Source organism: Blautia sp. OF09-25XD, from assembly GCF_003482095.1.
GTDB lineage: Bacteria > Bacillota > Clostridia > Lachnospirales > Lachnospiraceae > Fusicatenibacter > Fusicatenibacter saccharivorans.
In genome coordinates this window covers 173,490-193,301 of the sequence record NZ_QUMG01000003.1, presented here as the reverse complement: position 1 = coordinate 193,301, position 19,812 = coordinate 173,490, and the positions used below count along the sequence as shown (strand labels likewise).

The following is a 19,812-nucleotide window of genomic DNA, read 5'->3' as shown; positions in this document are numbered from 1 at the left end:
TTTTCCCCTTTCTTTCAGAAAGCGTGCCGAAAATTTTTCTTTCCGACACGCTTTGTTTTATCCTATCTCAGCTTCAGCCAGCCATTTTGGCAAGAACACGGTCGATCGCTGCATCGATAACAACGTCGAGTTCCGCATCGTCTGCCTCCGGCATCAGGGACGCTGCGTCCTCGTCGGAGATCAGCTCGATCAGGCTGCCGAACTTCTCTTTATATTTGAACTTGCAGACTGCAAAGAATACAACACCGAGGAGGCTCCAGCCGCCTACCATCAGCCACTCCTGCCATACCAGCGTTCCGCCGGAACCAGGAATGCAGTAAACAAGTACCATACATCCGGACATCAGAACCGCCATGGTTCCAACAAATTTGTATGCCGGAACACGGTACGGACGCGGCATATCCGGCTCTTTCTTCCGCAGGATCAGGAAGGAAAGAGATACCATACAGTAGGCAAGACAGCATCCAAAGTTACCTGCATCACAGATCCACACCATCATGCCTCGTCCTGCAAACGGAGCCAGCATAGTCAGCGCGCCGATCAGGAACAGGGCGTTGATCGGAGTTTTGTGCTGCGGATGAAGCTTTGCGAACATCGGCGGAATCATGTAGGATTCAGCCATAGAGTACAGGGCACGGGAACCGCCGATCATAAAGGAGTTCCAGGATGTGATGATACCGCACATACCGCCGACGATGATGACTTTTGCCATAACCGCTGTACCGAACGCTTTCGCCATCGCATCTGCTGTGACAAGTCCGGTTCCTGCTTCCGAGCTCAGGATTTCGGACGGGTTCAGCACATAGCCGACAGCCAGGATAACACAGGAATAGAAAACAACAGCGAGTACAACGGAGAGAATCATCATTTTACCGATTTTCTTTAACGGAACGTTGATTTCCTCTGCTGCCTGCGGGATAACGTCAAAGCCGATGAAGAAGAACGGGGTAACAACAGCAACTTTGATGATGTTCTGGAACATCGTTCCGGTGCTCTCGCCGACGAACATCTGTCCCTGCAGATTGCTGGAATCTCCGTTGATCACGGATGCCACAATCAGAAGGATACCAGCGCCGCCGATGATACAGGTAAGGACCGTCTGCAGAACGGCTGCTGTTTTTGCGCCCAGCACATTGATCAGTGTGATGAGAAACGCTACAATAACGGCTACGGCTACCCAGGAAGCATAGATATCAAATCCTGCCACGCTGTACATATAGCCTTTCAGGAATCCCGGCCACAGATATGTGATGATGGTTGGGAAGGCGCACGCCTCGAAACACGTAACACTGACGTATCCTAAAATAATCGCCCAGGTACAGATGAACGAACCGTTCGGGCCCATCGCCTTGTAGCTGAAGACGTGCTCGCCGCCGCACTGCGGCATCGCTGCAGTCAGTTCTGCGTAAGTCAGTCCGATGAAGAAGATCATGACACCGCCGATCGCAAACGCAATTGAAGCTCCGACAACGCCGCCTTTCTGAATCCAGCTTCCTGAGGATACGACCCAGCCCCAGCCGATCATGGCTCCGAAAGCGATGACGAGAATATCCCATGCACCTAATACTTTGTCAAATTCTGATTTTTTCTGTTCCATGGCTTATTCCTCCCCGCTTCCGTATTTCTTCTGAATCAGTTCCTCGAGATACTCCGCTGTGCCCTCCACACCAAGGAATGCACTGTTGATCAGAATGTCTCGGTTGTGCCGGTCTCCGCGGTTGCTGCCGGTCAGCGCCAGATGACGCTTGTGATACCGTTTGTCCTTCTCGAGCAGCAGAATTTTTGCATCGCTCTCGGAAAGGCTGTGGCTCTTCATGATATTCTGAATGCGGATCTCATCCGGTGCATAGATAAAAGCCCGGAGGAGCTTGATATCTTTGCTGTCCTTTAAGATGTAATCCGCGGATCGTCCGATGATGACGCAGGCCTCTTTTTCTGCCAGTTTCCGGATGATCTGCTTCTGTACATGAATCGCACGCTCGGTCAGGTCCGCATATTTTGAGAAGGATCCACGGACATCGCCCTCGGCTCCTTTTCCGGCAATCGTACCGCCCTCTTCTACACGGTTCATGATGTCTTTCGGAATTCCGACTTCTTCAATAATCTGATCCACCAGCTCGCGGTCGTAGAACTTAATTCCGAGATCCTCCGCAATTTTCCTGCCGATGGCATTTCCTTTGGCTCCGTACTCGCAGCCGATTGTGATAACCAGATGTCCCATACCGTTTTCCTCTCACATTTAATTTCTCTGTTTTACCTGTTGTTTCCGATTCACAGAATGAAAAGAAAAACAGGACAGGGGCGAAGCATGGTTCTTTGCTTTTTGACGTCCTTGTCCTGTTCTTTTCACGCTATGAGATTTTCTTTGTTTCTATAAGAATTCTTTATTTTTCCAGAGCTTTTACGGTTTCTTCGATGATAGCAACTGCCTTGTCGCAGTCCTCCTCGGTTACGATAAGCGGAGGGATCAGACGAATGATGTGCGCTCCGATGGCGGTGATCAGCAGATGGCGGTCAAGGCAGCCATGTTTGACTTCTACGCCGCTGATGGTATCATCAAACTCTACGCCGACCAGCAGTCCCTGATGTCTGACTTCTTTGACATGCGGCAGTTTTACTAATTTTTCTGCGAAGTAATCACCGACTTTCTTTGCATTTCCGGCAAGGTCGCGGTCGATCAGTTCGTTGACTTCTGCCAGTGCTGCTGCACAGCTGACTGGATGGCCGCCGAAGGTAGTTCCGTGAGATCCCGGGGTAAAGGCTTTTGCTACTTCAGCTGTTGCGCAGATTGCGCCAATCGGCATTCCGCCGCCAAGACCTTTTGCCATGGATACGATATCCGGTTTGATGCCGTAGTTCATGTAAGACATTACCGCACCGGTTCTGCACCAGCCGGTCTGTACTTCATCAATCAGAAGCAGCATGTCGTTCTCATCACAGAACTTCCGGAGTCCCTGCATGAACTCTTTCGTTGCCGGATGAACACCGCCTTCGCCCTGTACCGGCTCAACCATGATGGCGATGGTGTTTTCGGTACATGCATCTTTGAAGGCCTGCAGATCATTATACGGTGCGTAGGAGAATCCGTAGGTCATCGGTCCGAATCCAACCTGGCATCCGTTGCCCGGCTGACCGGTTGCAGACATGGCACCGAAGGTTCTTCCATGGAAGCCCATCTTTGCGGTTACGATGTGGTAACGGTTCGGGCCGTATTTCTCGATGCCGTACTTTCTTGCCATTTTGATCATGGCCTCGTTCGCCTCGGTACCGGAGTTCTGATAGAAGATCTTGTCCATGCCGATGGTCTCGCAGACTTTCTCAGCAAGCAGTGCCTGCGGGATGGTGTATGGATAGTTGAAGGTATGCATGATATCGTCGAGCTGCTCTTTTGCTGCTGCAACAACTTTCGGGTTTCTGTTTCCGGCGTTGTTTACGGCGATTCCTGCGTAAAAGTCAAGATACGGCGTTCCGTTTTCGTCGTACATGTACATCCCCTCTGCGGTTTCTGCAAGGAAATCGAAACGCTCGTAGGTCTCGATCATGTACTTGTTTACTTTGTCTTTGATGTCCTGAACCGTTAATCCTGTGTCTTTTAATCTCATAGTGTTATCCTCCCATAGCGTTGAAAAGATTTTTTAAATAAAAAACAAAAAAGCAAAGACTACTCGTTGGTAAGCGTCTTTGCTTTGTTTTTCGTTTATTATTTTGTACAACCATACAATAGCACCACTCCCTATATTTGTCAATTACTTTTTTAAAAAAGTTTTTTATTTTTGCTTTTTCTTTAACACCCGCTTTTCCTATTCTTTTTTGATGTTTTTTCGTCTTCCACCGTATTTTTTTCATATCCGTTGTTTTTTATTCTGATGTTCCAGTGGACTTCTGTCCATTATATTGAACAGTTCATTCAAAAAAAGAAAGCCTGTTATTCTGCGGCTTTTAGTGATAGTCGAGAAAGAAACACATGCAGCTCGTCTTCTCCGTCCCTCTGTTGCGGTAGATGTGGGTCTGGTCTGTCTCGAAACGGAATGCCTGCTTCAAGTGGATCTCATGCTCTTTTCCATTGCACTCCACGGTCATCACGCCGTCTGTCACCACCAGGTACTCTCTTGTTTTCTCTCCGTGGCCGCCGCTCACATACGTTCCGCCCGGTTCGATGTCGATGCGGTAGATTTCCACAAGCCGCGTGTCCTCATACGGAAAGCACGTCCACACAGTGTACTGCCCCTCCAGCTCTTTCGTCGGAACCAGATTCTCCGGTGTCACAAGATAACTATCCACCAGCGGCGTTGCAATCAGCTCCTGAAATTCAATCCGCAGGCCGCTCGTAATCTTCCCGAGCACGCCAAGCGACGGGTTCGCCGTTCCCTTTTCGATCTGCGAGAGCATACTCTTGCTGACCCCGGTCTGCTCTGAGACCTGGTCGAGACTCATCCCTTTCGACTGCCGGATCCGTTTCAGATTGACCGCCACATTTTCTGTCAGATAATCCATGTTCTTCCACCTGCCTTTCTTCGTATTTCGCTCATTGTAGCACACCTTCCTCCGATATTCCAGTGAATATTTTTAAACTTTCTGCCACCTTTCCCCGCTTCGCCTTTCTTTTCTTCCTTTATCCGCCCGGGTTTCAGGCACTTTTCTCTGCCTTTCCCAGGAAAAGCGCCCTTCCGCCGGATTTGTATTTTTGTCAGACCTTTTCCATCCGCATCTGCCGCAGAATCTTCTTTTCCATCCGCGACACCTGCACCTGCGAAATCCCCAGTTTTCCGGCGATCTGCGCCTGCGTCATGTCCTGAAAATAGCGCATGTAGATGAGCTGCCGCTCCTTCGCGGGCAGTCGTCCCAACAGCTCTTCCAAGAAAATCCGGTTCAGCAGCTTTTCCTGCCCGTTCTCTTTTTCCGGAATGCGGTCCATCAGAGAAATATCGTGGTTTTCCCCCTGATAGATGGTCTTCTGCAGCGATTCCACCTCCGCGCCGGACTCCATCGCCTCCACGATTTCCTCCACGGTAACATCAAGCTCCCCCGCTATCTCCGCCAGCGTCGGATCGCGCCCGTTCTCCCGCTCCAGCCGCTCCCGCACCGCATACGCTTTCCACGCCAGTTCCCGGATCGGGCGGCTCACCTTCACCATCCCCTCCGACCGCAGAAACCGCCGGATCTCCCCCGCAATCATCGGAACCGCATACGTCGAAAAACAGACTTCAAACGAAGGATCAAATTTATCAATCGCCTTCAACAGCCCAATGCTCCCGATCTGGCACAGATCCTCCATCTCCACCCCGCGGTTTGCAACCGCCTCACCATGCTCCAGACCAGTCCCATATTTTCCTCTGCCAGTGTATCCCTTGCCGCTTTATCCCCTTCGTGTGCCTTTTCGATCAGGGCAAGCGTATGTTCCATGCATTCTGACTCCTATGACTTCCGATCCGGCCCTTACATTTCCGGATGCACACCGATTTTCCGTTTCATCACCACTTCCGTCCCCCATCCCGGATGCGACCTTACTTCCAGCTCATCCATAAACGCCTCCATAAACGAAAACCCCATCCCCGACCGCTCCAGCTCCGGGCAGGTCGTAAACATCGGCTCCATCGCCTTCTCCACATTTTCAATCCCGACGCCGGTATCTTTTACCGTCACCTGAAACACCTTCTCCTCCAGATCCAGCACACACTTCATCTGAATTTTACCTTTTTCCTGCCGGTATCCGTGAATCATCGCATTCGTAACCGCCTCCGAAATCGCCGTCTTGACATCCGCCACTTCCTCCACCGTCGGATTCAGCTGCGCCAGAAACGCCGCCGCAGACACCCGCGCAAAACTCTCATTGCAGGGACGGCTCTCAAATTCCAGCGTCATCGTATTCCACCGCATCTTCTCTTCTGTTTTCATCCTTTCTCGCATCATCCCATTCCCCTTTCTGCCCACTCCCCGTCCAAAACCTACTTCCACGTCTTCTCCTCTTCCACCTCAATCACCCGCGTCACCCCCGACATCACCAGAATCCTCCGCATCCGCTCTCCCACATGCACCGCTCTCACCTTCCCGCCAATCAGCTCCATCTCCCGAAACCTTCCCATCACCAGTCCAATCCCCGAACTGTCCATAAACACCGTCTTCCGAAAATCAAACACCACCTCCCTCACATTCCTCTCCACCAAAATCTCCCCCGCCTCCTCCCGAAGCCGGTCAGCCACAAAATGATCCACCTCTTCCGGAAGCCGAATCGTCATCACCGCATCCTTCACCCAAACACGATTATCCATTTCCCATCCTCCCTCTTTCCTGTCATAAAATAAAAAACACAAAAGATTTTTCGCCGTAAAGCGAATTTCATCTTTTGTGTTTTATCTTCTCACTTTTATACTTTTTTGCCCTTCGTCCCACGCACCCTCCGCGTAGTCAGTGGTATCAGCCCGACGAAACAGCGCCGCATCTCCTGCGGCATTCTGCCCCGTGGGCGTCCGTCCTCACTATTCCTCCGTCTTCACAGTCCCCCCCAGCGCCTCAATCTGCTGCTCGGCCTTAGTAGCCTTCTGGGTTCCCGGGAACTTATCGATGATCTCCTGGAACACCGAAATCGCATTATCGGTATCCCCACTCAGCCGATACGCATGCGCCAGATAGTTAAGCACCGTATAGTCACTGTCGTTGATATTCTTAGCCTTCGAAAGCTTATCAATCGCCTCAGTGTAATTCGCATCGTCAAATGCATTCACACCCGACTGCGAAAGCTCCTGGAACATAGACGACTGCATGCTCTTGTAAATAGTGTCATACACAGCCTTTGCGTCCACAGAAAGCACCTCCGGGTTGACCTCGGTCAGTGCGTTTGTTGCGTTGCTCGTGTTGCCCTGCTGCTGCGCTTCCACAGCCTTTAAAAGGTTCTCGTAGGAAGCCGCCGTATCCTGTGCCGTCTGGATCTGCTGCTGCGCAGAAGCCGTCGTTTCGTTCAGAGAATCCACCTGGCTCTGGAGCTGGTTCAGCTGGGCCTCCTGGCTCGCCATCTTGCCGCTGTATTCCACAACCTTCTCGTCCGCCTGCCGGTTAATTCGCTGCGTATTCGCAGGCCCGATCAGGAACCACACAACCAGTGCGCCAAGCACCAGCCCAATACCGATATTCAGCATCGTTGCCGCTGTAGACGTCTCGCGGAACGTCGGCGGAATAATCACCGTATCCCCGCTTACCACACGCTCACGCTCGTCCTCGCGCTGCTCCTCCGTACGCTCCCTGCGGCCGAACCGCCGCGGCTCCAGCGACGTCTGCGTACCCGTCTGGAAATCAACCTCCTTCAGGAAACGAAGCGTCGTCGAGTTCGTCTTGTCAATTTTCGCCGCCTTTTTCAGAATCTTCCGCGCTTTCTCATACTCACCCTTGTGAATATAAATCAGCGCCAGCAGATGATATCCCTTGATCAGCTTCGGATTCTGGTTCAGAATCTTGCGCAGCTGGATCGCAGCCACATCCTCATTGTTCTCGCGGCAGCATTTCAGCGCACTGTTGTATTTCTTGATCGTCTGATTGATCATATCCAGCTTCGCCTGCTCCGCCTGCAGCGTCGCAATATACTCCGTCGCCACATTATTCTCCGGCATAATATTCTTGCTGATGATCCACTCACTTAACGCCGCAACCGCTTCACCCGTCTCAAAATAGACAAGGCCTAACAAGTTCCGCGCATGGATATTGTATTTGTTAAACTTCAGACTCCGCCGCAGCATATCGATCGCTCCGGAAAGATCCCGGATCTCTGCCTTGTCGAGGCCCAGATTGTAGTACATATTCGAAAGAGAAAAACATTTTCTCTGTACTCTCAGGTTAAAACCACAGTTAGGACAGATCTCCATTCCGACGTCCACAACCGATTTACAATTCATACAGTTCATTCCGGCACCTTACTCTTCCTTTTCCGCTTCTGTCTCGTTTTCCTGTTCCGGCTTGTCGTTTTTCATCATTTCTTTCAAAATGTCGATCACATCCGTCAGATCACGGCTGTAAATCGCATCCTCCACCTCGTCCACATCGAGACATGGTTTAAACTTCTTCAGTTCTTCTTCGTAATTTAACATAAACAAAAAATTCCTTCCTGTATTCGCTAACCATTCCGCTTTGCAAGATATGCTTTCAGTTCGCCCGCCAGATACAGAGAACCCACGCAGAACAGCATGCCGCTGCCCTTTTTGCCCAGTGCCTTCTCATACGCTGCCCCGATCTCCGGTTCCGCGCAGACATCCGTGCATCCTGCTTTTCTGAAGTCCTCTGCAAGCACTTCCGCCGGTACGACGCGGCTTCCGTCGATCTGCGTTGCAACAACATGGGACGGATGGATTCCCTCGCAGATTTCACCGATCATCTCATGATAGTGCTTGTCTGCAACTGCCGTGAACAGAATCGTGATCTCGTTTTCTTTCGCAAAATAGCCTGCCGTGCTGACAAACTGTGCAATGCCGTCCTCGTTGTGCGCGCCGTCGATGATGACGCCCGGCGCAGCCATTTCCATACGGCACGGCCATTTGATCTTCGAAAGGCCTTCCGCAAGCACGTTCTTAGGAATGTCGTGCACGTCCTGCAGAATATGCATCATGTAGAACGCAAGGCTTGCATTCATCATCTGGTATTTTGCCACATACGGAATCGCAAGCTCTGCTTTTTCGCCGCCCGGATATGCAAAGGTAAAGGTGATACCCTCGCGGCTCTGTGTTTTCATCTCATAGAACGACGGCTCCATCGGCCATGCCGGGCTTCCCATCTCTTTCGCCTTTGCGGCAATGACAGAAGCCGGACCTGGCTGGCTGGCGTCGTAGATTACCGGGACACCGGCTTTGATGATGCCGGCTTTCTCTCCCGCAATCGCCTCGAGGGTGTCGCCGAGATACTCGGTGTGGTCGCGGCTGATGGACGTGATGATGCATGCCAGCGGCTTTTCGACCACATTTGTCGCATCCAGCCGTCCGCCAAGGCCGGTCTCCATGACCAGGTATTCCACGCCGGCTTCTTTGAAAATCAGCATTCCCATCAGGAACAGCGTCTCAAAATAGCTCGGATGGCCTTCGCCCTCCGCCTCGTATTCTTTGGCTGCTTTTTCCACTTTGAGAAATGCGTCGAGAAACTGCTCATCCGACACATCTTCCCCGTTGATCTGGAACCGCTCGTTGATGCGTACAAGGTGCGGGGAGGTAAAAAGTCCTGTCTTTTTGCCGCCTGCAAGCAGCATCGCATTCAAGTACGCGCAGACGCTTCCCTTTCCGTTCGTGCCCGCCACATGGATAATTTTGATCCCTTCCTGCGGATTCCCAAGGCGCGAAAGAAGCTCCCTCGTATGTTCCGGCGGATGCTTCACCGTAAATTTCGGTATTGTTTCGATATAATCAACTGCTTCTGTATAATTCACTTTATTTCACCATTCTTCAGTATTTTAGGGCTGCTTTCAGACCCTAGTATCATTATAATCGAGTGACCGGATATGTCCATAGCAATTTTCAAAATTTTGTCCCGACTTTTCGACTTTCCCCGTAAAAAGATACAGTGGGACGTCAAAATCCGCCCCACTGTATGATCTTTCGGACACTCTTTTTAATTCTGCAGACCGCCGTCTTCGGCCGGTTTATCGCTGTTTTCTGTTTTTGACGGCTCAATCTTGTCGCCTTCGCCCTCCGGCGCACCGGACGGCGCTGCCGTCAGTTCATCCTGCGGCGCAGTGCTCGTATTGGCATTTTCCTGCGTCACATCTGTTTTCGTGCTGTCCGGGTTCGGCGTCGGCGTCGGTGTAGATACCGTTTTGGGCTCTTCATACATCATCGGCTCTGTCCTTGTCAGCACCTTCTTCGTCGAGCTGTTGCTCTGCTGCGCGATTGTAATCTGATCACCGTCTTCCAGGGTCAGACTATGCACCATCAGAATCGACGGGCTGACATAAACGGTATCCTGTATCTCCTCGTTGACTTCCACACGGCTCGATGCCGTAAAGTTTTCTCCGTAAAAATACCAGGTATCTTCTCCGGATTTTTCGATTCGTTCCAGTGTTACCGGCAGAGCACCCATCTGCAGCTTCACACGCTCATACGGTGTCTCTCCGTCTTCTCCGTAAACGTACCGTTTTCCATACAGCATATCATACTGCAGCACCTCGAGATCCACCTGATAATTCTTCGTATTCCGTCTCGTCTGATGATACCGGAAAATGGTTCCGTCATGAATTCCCACACGGTTCATAACCTCTGCTGCAATCTGGTAGGAAGCAATGTTTTCCTGTTTTCTTTTCAGTCCCATATTATCCCAGATTACGTATTCGGTCTGATACAGATAGCGGTTCTCCAGATCTTCTACTTTCAGTCCCATCGTTGGCAGATGGTCCCCGTACATCACAAGTACCACCGGCTCCGGATAATCCGCAAGCTTTGTCGTCAGCTCTTTGACAAATTTGTCCATCTCATGGATCTGATTTACATAATATTCCCAGGAGTAATTATTTTTTTCCCGGTCTTCCGCGCCTGTCACTGTAATCTCCGGATCGTCAAGCACCGGCTCTGTCGGATAATCACCGTGGCCCTGTACCGAAATCGTATAGATATAATCCGGTTCGTCTGTCGCATCGAGCGTTTTTATGATCTCTTTTGTCAGAATATGGTCTTTTACCCATCCTGTCGCCGTCACATCCGAGATATCCGGCATATATTCCTCCGAGGTAAAGGTATCAAAACCAAGACGTGAGAATACACTTCTTCTGGAATAGAAGTTTGCTTCATTGTTGTGGATCGCATGGGTCGCATAGCCAAGATTCTTTAAAACATACGGCGCACTCTCACACGTCTCCTCTGAAAGCACCGATTTGTACGGATACTCACCCGCTCCGAAATACCGGAGGCTCATGCCGGAAATAGTTTCAAACTCTGTGTTTGCTGTTCCGGCTCCCACCACCGGCACGCGGAGATAACCGGAAGAATAATCCTTCATCAGCTGCCGGTAATACGGGATCGGATCCTCGGAAATGTTGAGGAAATTAACCAGCTCCGGATCGAAAAAGGACTCCAGCTGCAAAAAGATAATATTCGGTTTTACCGTATCATCCTCTTTTTGTTCGCCTTCACTCGTCTCAATCTGTTTCACGAGCTGTTCGGAATAGCCGTTCGGCTCTGAAATTCCCGTATCAAACAGGGTGACTGCCAGACAGTACGGATAGCCGTAATCCTGGTAGGCAAATGCGATGTTGACGAAATAGCTGGAAAGCACACGCTTTGCAAGCGCCAGATTCGTTGCTCCCGTAAAGAGTACAATTACCAGAGCAATTAACGGCACATTCAGATACCAGCGGATTTTCCCCTGAAATTTCGGTCCTTTGATCCAGACCCATACAAAAAATGCCAATAATGCCACAAGGGCTGCTACGACGAGGATCATGGTACCTTTCGACAGATACTTCGTCACGACCTTTGCGCCGTCACTTAAATTCCGCAAGTCCGGTCCGGTAAACGGCGTGACGCGGTTTGCCAGAATCACACCGTTAATGATGCCGAGCAGCAGCCAGAAACAGCTCATCACCAGCCGTACCAGCACACGTCTGCGGAACAGATAAACTACCATAAAAGTAGTGAAGATCAAAAATGCATTGTACAAAAAGACCCATGGGCTTTCCACCATGTAGCTCCATGCAGATGCCAGCGTATGGCGGGAAAATGCTTCAATCACCAGATACAGAATACAGCATCCCAGGGCCTGCAGCGGCAAAGAGAGCCAGTTGCAGACTTTCACTACGGTTTCCTTGTTTCCATGCAGTTTTTTTCCTTTTTTCATTTATTTTTTCAGCTGCTCCAATCTTGTCTGAACCTGCTCCATCATCTGCTGATAGTTCGCCAGTTTTTCTTTCTCTGCCTGACTTTTGCTTCCGGAGCTTTGTTGATAAAGTTCGGGTTGCCAAGCATGCCGTTGGAACGTGCGATCTCTTTTGTCAGACGCTCTTCCTCTTTCGTAAGGCGGGCGATCTCTTTTTCCAGGTCAACCAGCTCGGCAAACGGAATGTAGATCGTTGCCTGCGGGATCACTGCGGATACCGCATCGTCTGCGATGCCGGCTTTGTCTGCCTGTACGTGAACTTCGCTTGCTCCTGCCAGAGTTCCGAAGAATACAGCACCGTTTTTGAAGGTTTCCTGTACAGCAGCATCTTCCGTTACAACGAATACGCTTGCTTTCTTTGACGGCGGTACGTTCATACTGGTGCGGACACCACGGATGCTTCTTACCGCCTCTTTCATCATCTCAACGGCTGCCTCATCCTCTGCGTATGCAAAGTCTTCGGTCTCTTTCGGCCATGCGGCGATCATGATGGAATCCTCGTCCGGATTCAGTGTGCAGTAGATTTCCTCTGTGATGAACGGCATAAACGGATGCAACAGCTTTAATGCATTGCCGAGAACGGTTTTTAAGGTCCACAGTGCAGCGCCCTTCGTCTCGTCGGTCTCGCTGTACAGACGCGGTTTTACCATCTCGATGTACCAGTCGCAGAACTCCTCCCAGATAAAGTCGTAAACCTTCTGTACGGCGATACCGAGCTCGTAGCGGTCCATGTTGTCCGTTACTTCCGTTGCCAGCGTGTTTACCTTAGAAAGAATCCATTTATCTGCCAGTGTCAGTTTGTCTTTTGGCATTTCAGACGGAACTTCTGCTTTTTCCAGGTTCATCATGATGAAACGGGAAGCGTTCCATACTTTGTTTGCGAAGTTACGGCTGGCTTCTACACGCTCCCAGTAGAAACGCATATCGTTTCCAGGTGCATTACCGGTCATCAAAGTCAGACGGAGAGCATCTGCACCGTATTTGTCAATGACTTCGAGCGGATCGATACCGTTTCCGAGGGATTTACTCATCTTGCGTCCCTGGGAATCACGAACGAGTCCGTGGATCAGTACGTGGTGGAACGGAACCTGTTTAGTCTGCTCCAGTGCGGAGAATACCATACGGATAACCCAGAAGAAGATGATGTCGTATCCGGTTACGAGTACGTCGGTCGGATAAAAATAATCAAATTCCGGTGTTTTCTCCGGCCATCCTAACGTGGAGAACGGCCACAGCGCTGAGCTGAACCAGGTGTCCAGGGTATCCGGGTCCTGGGTGAGATGGGTGCTGCCGCATTTCGGGCATTTTTCCGGCATTCCGCCTCTTACAACCGTGATCTCGCCACAGTCATCACAGGTATAGGCCGGGATACGATGACCCCACCAGAGCTGACGGGAAATACACCAGTCGTGGATATTGTTCAGCCAGTTCTGATAAATCTTGCTGAAACGATCCGGGATGAAGTTTACTTCCCCGTTCTTCTCCGCTTCGCTGGCAGCGGCAGCCATATCCGCCATTTTTACAAACCACTGCGGTTTGATCATCGGCTCTACGGTTGTCTTACATCTGTCGTGGGTTCCTACGTTGTGAACGTGATCCACTACTTTTACAAGAAGGCCAAGCTTCTCGAGATCCTCTACCATGGCTTTTCTTGCCTCGTAGCGGTCCATGCCGGCGTATTTGCCGCACTTGTTGTTCATGGTTCCGTCATCGTTTAAGATGTTGATCTCTTCGAGGTTGTGGCGTTTTCCTACCTCAAAATCGTTCGGGTCGTGTGCCGGTGTAATTTTAACGCATCCGGTTCCGAACTCTTTGTCTACGTAAGCATCTGCGATAACCGGGATTTCACGGTCGGTCAGCGGCAGTTTCAGCATTTTTCCTACAATATCGGTGTATCTTTCATCCTCCGGATTGACAGCTACGGCAGTATCGCCGAGCAGAGTCTCCGGACGGGTGGTTGCGATTTCTACGAAGCGGCCTTCCTCGCCAACTACCGGGTAGTTGATGTGCCAGAAGTGGCCTGCCTGCTCCTGATATTCAACCTCTGCATCGGAGATGGAAGTCTGGCATACCGGGCACCAGTTGATGATGCGGCTTCCTTTGTAGATCCATCCTTTTTCATACAGACGGCAGAATACTTCTTCTACGGCTTTGGAGCATCCCTCGTCCATGGTGAAGCGTTCTCTCTCCCAGTCTGCGGAGGAGCCGATCTTTCTTAACTGGCTGTTGATGCGTCCGCCGTACTCTTTCTTCCACTCCCAGCAGTGCTCCAGGAATTTTTCGCGTCCGATTTCATCTTTGTCGATGCCCTGCTCTTTGAGCATATTGGTAACCTTTACCTCGGTTGCGATCGCCGCATGGTCGGTTCCCGGCTGCCAGAGTACTTCATATCCCTCCATCCGTTTAAAACGGCAGAGAATATCCTGCATGGTATTGTCGAGTGCGTGGCCCATGTGAAGCTGTCCGGTTACGTTCGGCGGCGGCATCATAATGGTAAACGGTTTTTTGTTCGGGTTTACAGTGGCGTGGAAATATCCTTTATCCAGCCATTTCTGATACAGTCTGTCCTCGAGTCCTTTCGGATCGTAGGTCTTTGCGAGTTCTTTGCTCATGAGATCCTCCTTTTATGTTTGGTGTATTGTGGTATTTATTCCCGCAGAGGCTTGTCTTAAATCAAAAACGCCCTTCACATACACATAACATGCATGCAAAGGGCGAAAATTCCGCGGTACCACCTTAATTTGTATCTCGTTTCGGAGTCTGTAACGTGACTCATGCGTGAAAACCTAATCATCACATCTTCTGTGCTTTTCAGCTCTCCGGTTCAGAAGCTACCTTCCATGACCACCTTCCCGGACAGCCTTTCAGCCGGTGAACCGTCCTCTCTTTTGGGGCCTGCCATGTACTCCTCTTCCTCATAACCTTTTCTTTTTCTGTTGGAATAGAAACTGCATTTATCATAATCGCGTTTTTTTATTTTGTCAAGCCGCCGCGGGCAAAAACCTTTCTTCTTATGGAAGTTTTAAGATTTCACGCGCTTATTTTCGGTGAATCCGCGATGCACAGTACTGCATTTCTGCGCGGCCGTACGACGCGTAGCGGACCTGTTCTTTCGAAAACGGCTTCGCATTGCTTGGCCGTCCTAGGTTTTCGCCGTGGATCACCTGATCCACAAGGTCGATGAGATCTGCGAGAACACCGAGGCTGAGCGGATTGTAAACCGGATGCGCCGTCGATTCAAACACCTGCGTGTGATGACCGCCGAAGAATTTCATGCGGCCGCCCTTTTTCACCAGCCACGCCATCAGACCAACCAGACCATCGTAATACTCTTCCAGGCTCGTTCCGCCCGGCACCTGCATCCAGACACCGCAGCCGCTTCCGATCGCATCTCCGGTGAACAGGTAATTCTGTTTCGTCTCAAGCACAACGACGCTGCCCGGCGTATGGCCCGGTGTCTGACAGACGGCCAGCTCTGTGCCGCCGAGCGGAATCACGGAATCGGTACGGATGTCATGAATCTCCTCCCACGGTTTTAATTTTCCCGCTGTCAGCATCACAAGCGTCTCTGGATCCATCTTCTTTTCATCGTGGCACATGTACACCTCATCAAACTCATCCATGTGATACATGTGATCCGGATGCGCATGCGTGATGACCAGCAGAAGCGGCTTGTCCGTCAGCTCACGGATCACCGGCAGAATCTTTGTGCCTGCCGTAATGCCGGTATCAATGACAGCCGCTTTTTCTTCACCTTCTACTACATAGAACGATGAATTTCCTGCGTCCAAAATACAGTAAATTTTTTCCCCGATTTCTGTTACCTGAAAACCCTCCATGATGTAAAACCTCCTTAAAATAATAATGTACCCTCGGAGTCTTTCTGTGCTTGCTTTTTTCCTTTCGGCAATTCAGTGCCCCGCATTCTCTTCCCCGATGATAATCGAAAGCAGCGTATGATCCAGCATGATCGTGCGGTTCCACGGATTGAAAATCACACCGCTGATCTCCTTTGTTTCGGATGCCATGTGGATCAGCTGTTCCAGACTCACGAGAAACGTAGATTTCACGCTGCTGCTCCCCTTTAATTCCTCATCAAAGCTCGTAAACGCGGCCCACCAGACTTTTCCGTCTGCGCTCTTTACCGTTCCGATCCGGATCTGATCGTCGCCGGATGGCGGTTCCACGGAAAGAATCGCCTGTCCGCCCTCTTTCATTCTGCGGCGGATCACCGTCAGCACGTGTGCCAGCAGTTCCGGCGTCGGCTCCTTTTGCAGTCCCAGAATTGCTTCCTCTATCGTTTCATTCCCCTGCAGCCCTTCGTCCTTTGGAGTTTCCATTTCTTTTGCCATTGCTCTTGTCCTTTCTTTTTCACTTTTCCCACACAGAATCTGTGTACCATCATCCCCGGCAGCTTCGGCACTTCCGATGACATTTACTCTGCGCCTACCCAGATGCCGTCCTTCCCACAGAATCTGCGCTCTTTTGATAAATCCAAAACGTTTTCCATCCGCTTTAAGATCTGATCGTACTTCCCTTCCCGCATCAATGCAATCGTCACCTGATCCGTTCCGATCTGCAGATGGCGGAAGCCGCGTTTTCCTTCCTCCGTCCACGGCAGAGTCAGCTCCAGTTCAAAGCCGCCGCTGCTTCCGTACAGCTCACCCGGCTGTTCGTCCGCAAACAGCTCGAAAAGCGGCTGATAATATGCTTTGAAATAATTCTCCTCTGGAAACCAAAGTGTCCCGTCCCCGGTCCGCTCCGGCTCTTTTACAACGGCATTCAGATAGCCTCTCTCGTAATACGTCATGCACGCCGCGCTCTTCGCCAGCGGATTTTCATTGATCTTCTCGATCTCCGACGCCGCCCGGCATCCGTTTCCAAAGGCCGCCTGGCTGTTCTCGCTCCTGCCGACCGGCTCCCAGACGCTCCATGCGTTCTGCTTTCCGTATCCGATCAGATCCTGGCGGTATGCACCGTTGTATTTTACAAATTTTTTCTCCCCCGGCTGCTCGATCAGGTTCAGCGGTACCATACAGTCAATTCCGTACAGCTTCTGCGCAATCAGCCGCGTGTAGATGATGCCGAGATAATGACAGATTGCACTGCGCTCCGCCGTGTCGAGATACATAATCTGCTCCGCTTTTACCAGCTGGTCGCCGCGTGTTTCGAGCACACTCTCCACCATCGCAATCCGTGACTGCAGCTCCGCCTTCCGTTTTCCGCGGTAGCGCGCCGACAGACGGCCGTACGGCATCGTGCTTGCAAGAACCGCGTGCAGCAGCTCCAGATTCGTGTATTTGATCATAATATCTTTCTTATTTAAACCGAGCTCTGCGTCGGTATCGACTTCCGTCACATTGATGATATATGTTTTTTCTTCGGTCAGTATCATTTGTTTTGCCTCTCTTTTTCAGTACTCTCTTCCATGCTCCTTCAGCCAGCTCTGCCACACTTTGTAATCGGGCATCTGCTGTGCCACCACCGCGTAAAACCGCGCGGAATGGTTCATCTCTTTCTGGTGCGCCAGCTCGTGGATAACGACGTAATCCATCACGCGCTCCGGCATCAGCACCAGTTTCCAGTTGTAGTTCAGGTTTCCGGCGCTGCTGCAGCTGCCCCAGCGGGTTTTCTGCTCACGAATTGTGATTCTGCCATACGTTACGCCCATCTCTTTTGCAAAATGTGCCGTCTTTTCCGCCAGCATCTGCGCCGCACGTTTAACCGCCGCTTTTCGTTCTGCTTCCGTCAGACGGTTCGCTGCTTTCTGCTCTGCGGCCGCCAACGCTTTTTCCCGGTGTGTGTGAATCCAATCCTGTTTTTCTTTTAAGAATGCTTCGATTTTGTATTTTGCCATCCGTTTCGGTGCGCGCACCACCACGCTTCCATCCGCTTTGACCTGGACGGCGAGCGTTTTGCGGGCGGAATACACGATCTCATAGGGAATCTGTTTTAAAATCCGTTCTGCGCTGTCTTTCTGTTCCATTTATTTTTCCTCAAAAGCTGTCTGTTTTACCATTTTTTTACCTGTTTTTCATTATACCTTTTTCCCGGCGGAAACGCAATCGGATTGCTCACAGAAAAAAACGCGAGCAGAATCACCGTTTTTCTTCCGGCAATTCTGCTCACATTTTTCTTTCTCTTATTTCAGCTCAATTTTTTTCTGCTTTCTTCGGATGCACAGCCTCACAAATAAAATCGCCGCCTGCACACAGAGAATCATCACCAAAATTCCAATCATGGACAGCGCTGTTGCCCCCAGTCTGATCAGTTTTCCCATTCTTTTTTCCTCACTTTTCTTTCTATCGTGCCAGAACCGGATCGGCTGCCGCATCCCACAGCAGGCTGTCCGTCTCACTTTGTTCCAGGTATCCATATTTTACCATTGCCGCCAGCACCTGCTTTTCCCGCTGCAGCGCCAGATCCGCGTGGCGCGACGGCGCGTAGGCGGACGGTGCATTCGGGATTCCGGCGAGGAGAACGGCTTCGCTGTCGGTCAGCTCCTGCGGTTCTTTCCCGAAGTAGCCAAGCGATGCTTCTTTCAGTCCATAGTAGCCATCCCCGAAATAGATGGTATTGATGTACAATTCCAGAATTTCTTCTTTCGAGAGCTGCCGTTCCACATAGAGTGCCGTCCACGCCTCTGCCGCTTTCCTGGCAAATGTCTTATTCTGATCGTAATACATGTTTTTTACCAGCTGTTGTGTGATGGTACTGCCTCCCTGCTCCGGTTTCATCACGCGGATATCATGTACAACGGCCCGCGCCATGCTGATCCAGTCTATCCCGTGATGTGTGTAATACCGATGATCCTCAACAGCAAGCACCGCTTTTTTGTACAGATCCGGCACCTGTTCAAGAGAAGCCCACTGTGCTCCGCTTCTGGCTTCCTCTACTGCCTGCGCGAGCGGCTTTTCCTTCACTGCCTTCTGATAGGAAACATATCCCTGGATTGCCCAGAACATTCCGGCCGTCAGCAGGATCAGGCAGAAAAATGCCAGAAAACCTCCAACCATTTTTCCCGCTGTTCCCCGGTGTTTTCGTGTTCTTTTTCTCATGGTTTCAAACCCCTTTGTTGTTCTTTCCTGCTTTCTATCCTACCATATCTCCCTTAACGCCTTCTTGCCTCTTTCTTAGGAATTCATTAAAATTTTGAAACTGTATGAAATGCATTTTGCACGTTTTTTCAAATAACCGCTGCTGCTGCGGAATACTTTAACCGAATCAGGCAAGCAGCGAAGCGGATTGCGAATATCCGCTTGACAAAGAAAAAGACAGACACCTGGCAGATTGTCAGGATGCCTGTCTCTTGTTTTTATCTTTTGGTTTTTCAGAAACGCTCTGTGATTATGCTGCGGTTCCGTAGTTCATTACATGAGCTGCTGACAGTGCTTTTCGAACGGCTGCACCGAGAATTTCAGCTACTACAACGGAAATCACATCTTTTACGATGTACGGAACGGAAACTGCCAGGAAGGAAGCCGGGATCGTGTTTCCTGTTACAATGGAAAACTGTACCACACCGGCTGCGTGACATACCGCAAGACCTGCAATTCCAAGAACGAATGGTTTGCCCGGGAAGCCTTTTTTAATTCCGGCACCGCAGAGCATTGCCATCGGAATAAATCCGAAAATAAAGCCGCCGGCCGGTCCGAGAAGAGCGCCGAATCCACCGCTCATGCCGGCATAAACCGGAACGCCGATCGCGCCGAGGATCAGATAAAGAGCGGACGATGCACCTCCCAATTTCCAGCCAAGCACGTAGCCGCAAAATGCCATTGCAAAGGTCTGCAGCGTCACCGGAACGCCGGTCGGAAGCGGAATCGTCACAATGGACAGTACCGCAAGCACTGCCGTCATCATGCCGGTCAGTACAATCTGTTTTGTGGTAAGTTTTGATTTTTTCATGAATGTAAGTCCTCCTCGCAGGTTCTTGTATGCAATTCTTTCTGTCTTTGAATTGTTAACCTTGTTACA

Annotated in this window: 18 protein-coding genes, 2 pseudogenes and 1 other annotated feature; all 20 genes and pseudogenes read right to left on the bottom strand. The window is 50.7% G+C overall.

Going from position 1 to position 19,812, the window contains the following annotated elements:
• Positions 1-73 precede the first annotated feature (73 nt).
• Complete coding sequence (locus DXA93_RS04105; protein WP_055219995.1) at positions 74-1,597, bottom strand: APC family permease; 1,524 nt, start codon at positions 1,595-1,597, stop codon at positions 74-76.
• Between the two features lie 3 nt (positions 1,598-1,600).
• Positions 1,601-2,221, bottom strand: a complete 621-nt coding sequence (locus DXA93_RS04100; RefSeq protein WP_055219997.1) for a cytidylate kinase-like family protein — start codon at positions 2,219-2,221, stop codon at positions 1,601-1,603.
• A gap of 163 nt (positions 2,222-2,384) precedes the next feature.
• Positions 2,385-3,602: an aspartate aminotransferase family protein gene (locus tag DXA93_RS04095; RefSeq protein ID WP_055219999.1), complete on the bottom strand. Its 1,218-nt coding sequence runs from the start codon at positions 3,600-3,602 to the stop codon at positions 2,385-2,387.
• Between the two features lie 4 nt (positions 3,603-3,606).
• Positions 3,607-3,846, bottom strand: a complete 240-nt coding sequence (locus DXA93_RS04090; RefSeq protein ID WP_118594858.1) for a hypothetical protein — start codon at positions 3,844-3,846, stop codon at positions 3,607-3,609.
• Between the two features lie 93 nt (positions 3,847-3,939).
• Positions 3,940-4,494, bottom strand: coding sequence for a helix-turn-helix domain-containing protein (locus DXA93_RS04085; RefSeq protein ID WP_118659393.1), 555 nt, complete (start codon positions 4,492-4,494; stop codon positions 3,940-3,942).
• Positions 4,495-4,687: 193 nt separating this feature from the next.
• Positions 4,688-5,403 (bottom strand): annotated as a pseudogene (locus DXA93_RS04080) (SigB/SigF/SigG family RNA polymerase sigma factor).
• A gap of 33 nt (positions 5,404-5,436) precedes the next feature.
• Positions 5,437-5,907: an anti-sigma F factor gene (gene spoIIAB, locus DXA93_RS04075; RefSeq protein ID WP_270423031.1), complete on the bottom strand. Its 471-nt coding sequence runs from the start codon at positions 5,905-5,907 to the stop codon at positions 5,437-5,439.
• Between the two features lie 38 nt (positions 5,908-5,945).
• On the bottom strand, positions 5,946-6,269 hold the full coding sequence (locus DXA93_RS04070) for an anti-sigma factor antagonist (protein WP_022461763.1): 324 nt from the start codon (positions 6,267-6,269) through the stop codon (positions 5,946-5,948).
• Positions 6,270-6,476: 207 nt separating this feature from the next.
• Positions 6,477-7,883 carry a tetratricopeptide repeat protein gene (locus tag DXA93_RS04065; protein WP_207667068.1) on the bottom strand — a complete coding sequence of 469 codons (1,407 nt, stop codon included), beginning with the start codon at positions 7,881-7,883 and terminating at the stop codon, positions 6,477-6,479.
• Positions 7,884-7,901: 18 nt separating this feature from the next.
• Entirely contained in the window at positions 7,902-8,075 is a 174-nt protein-coding gene (locus DXA93_RS17935; RefSeq protein ID WP_022461761.1) for a hypothetical protein, read from the bottom strand.
• A 26-nt stretch (positions 8,076-8,101) separates the two neighbouring features.
• Complete coding sequence (locus tag DXA93_RS04060; protein ID WP_055220006.1) at positions 8,102-9,397, bottom strand: bifunctional folylpolyglutamate synthase/dihydrofolate synthase; 1,296 nt, start codon at positions 9,395-9,397, stop codon at positions 8,102-8,104.
• Positions 9,398-9,579: 182 nt separating this feature from the next.
• The gene (locus DXA93_RS04055; RefSeq protein ID WP_119207762.1) at positions 9,580-11,796 is read right to left on the bottom strand and encodes an LTA synthase family protein; all 2,217 of its coding nucleotides are present in this window, start codon (positions 11,794-11,796) and stop codon (positions 9,580-9,582) included.
• A pseudogene (locus DXA93_RS04050) lies at positions 11,797-14,447 on the bottom strand (valine--tRNA ligase).
• Between the two features lie 95 nt (positions 14,448-14,542).
• Positions 14,543-14,763: a binding site (T-box leader), on the bottom strand.
• Between the two features lie 110 nt (positions 14,764-14,873).
• Positions 14,874-15,674: an MBL fold metallo-hydrolase gene (locus DXA93_RS04045; RefSeq protein WP_055266294.1), complete on the bottom strand. Its 801-nt coding sequence runs from the start codon at positions 15,672-15,674 to the stop codon at positions 14,874-14,876.
• 72 nt (positions 15,675-15,746) lie between these two features.
• Positions 15,747-16,187 (bottom strand): SseB family protein, encoded by a 441-nt coding sequence (locus tag DXA93_RS04040; protein ID WP_242991156.1) that lies wholly within the window; start codon positions 16,185-16,187, stop codon positions 15,747-15,749.
• An 83-nt stretch (positions 16,188-16,270) separates the two neighbouring features.
• Positions 16,271-17,230, bottom strand: coding sequence for a hypothetical protein (locus DXA93_RS04035; RefSeq protein WP_118697581.1), 960 nt, complete (start codon positions 17,228-17,230; stop codon positions 16,271-16,273).
• Positions 17,231-17,248: 18 nt separating this feature from the next.
• Complete coding sequence (locus DXA93_RS04030; RefSeq protein WP_119207761.1) at positions 17,249-17,821, bottom strand: M48 family metallopeptidase; 573 nt, start codon at positions 17,819-17,821, stop codon at positions 17,249-17,251.
• Positions 17,822-17,977: 156 nt separating this feature from the next.
• Positions 17,978-18,115 (bottom strand): hypothetical protein, encoded by a 138-nt coding sequence (locus DXA93_RS17750; protein WP_156327580.1) that lies wholly within the window; start codon positions 18,113-18,115, stop codon positions 17,978-17,980.
• Positions 18,116-18,137: 22 nt separating this feature from the next.
• Positions 18,138-18,893, bottom strand: a complete 756-nt coding sequence (locus DXA93_RS04025; RefSeq protein ID WP_070103231.1) for a transglycosylase domain-containing protein — start codon at positions 18,891-18,893, stop codon at positions 18,138-18,140.
• A gap of 289 nt (positions 18,894-19,182) precedes the next feature.
• Entirely contained in the window at positions 19,183-19,743 is a 561-nt protein-coding gene (locus tag DXA93_RS04020; RefSeq protein WP_119207760.1) for a biotin transporter BioY, read from the bottom strand.
• Positions 19,744-19,812: the final 69 nt, after the last annotated feature.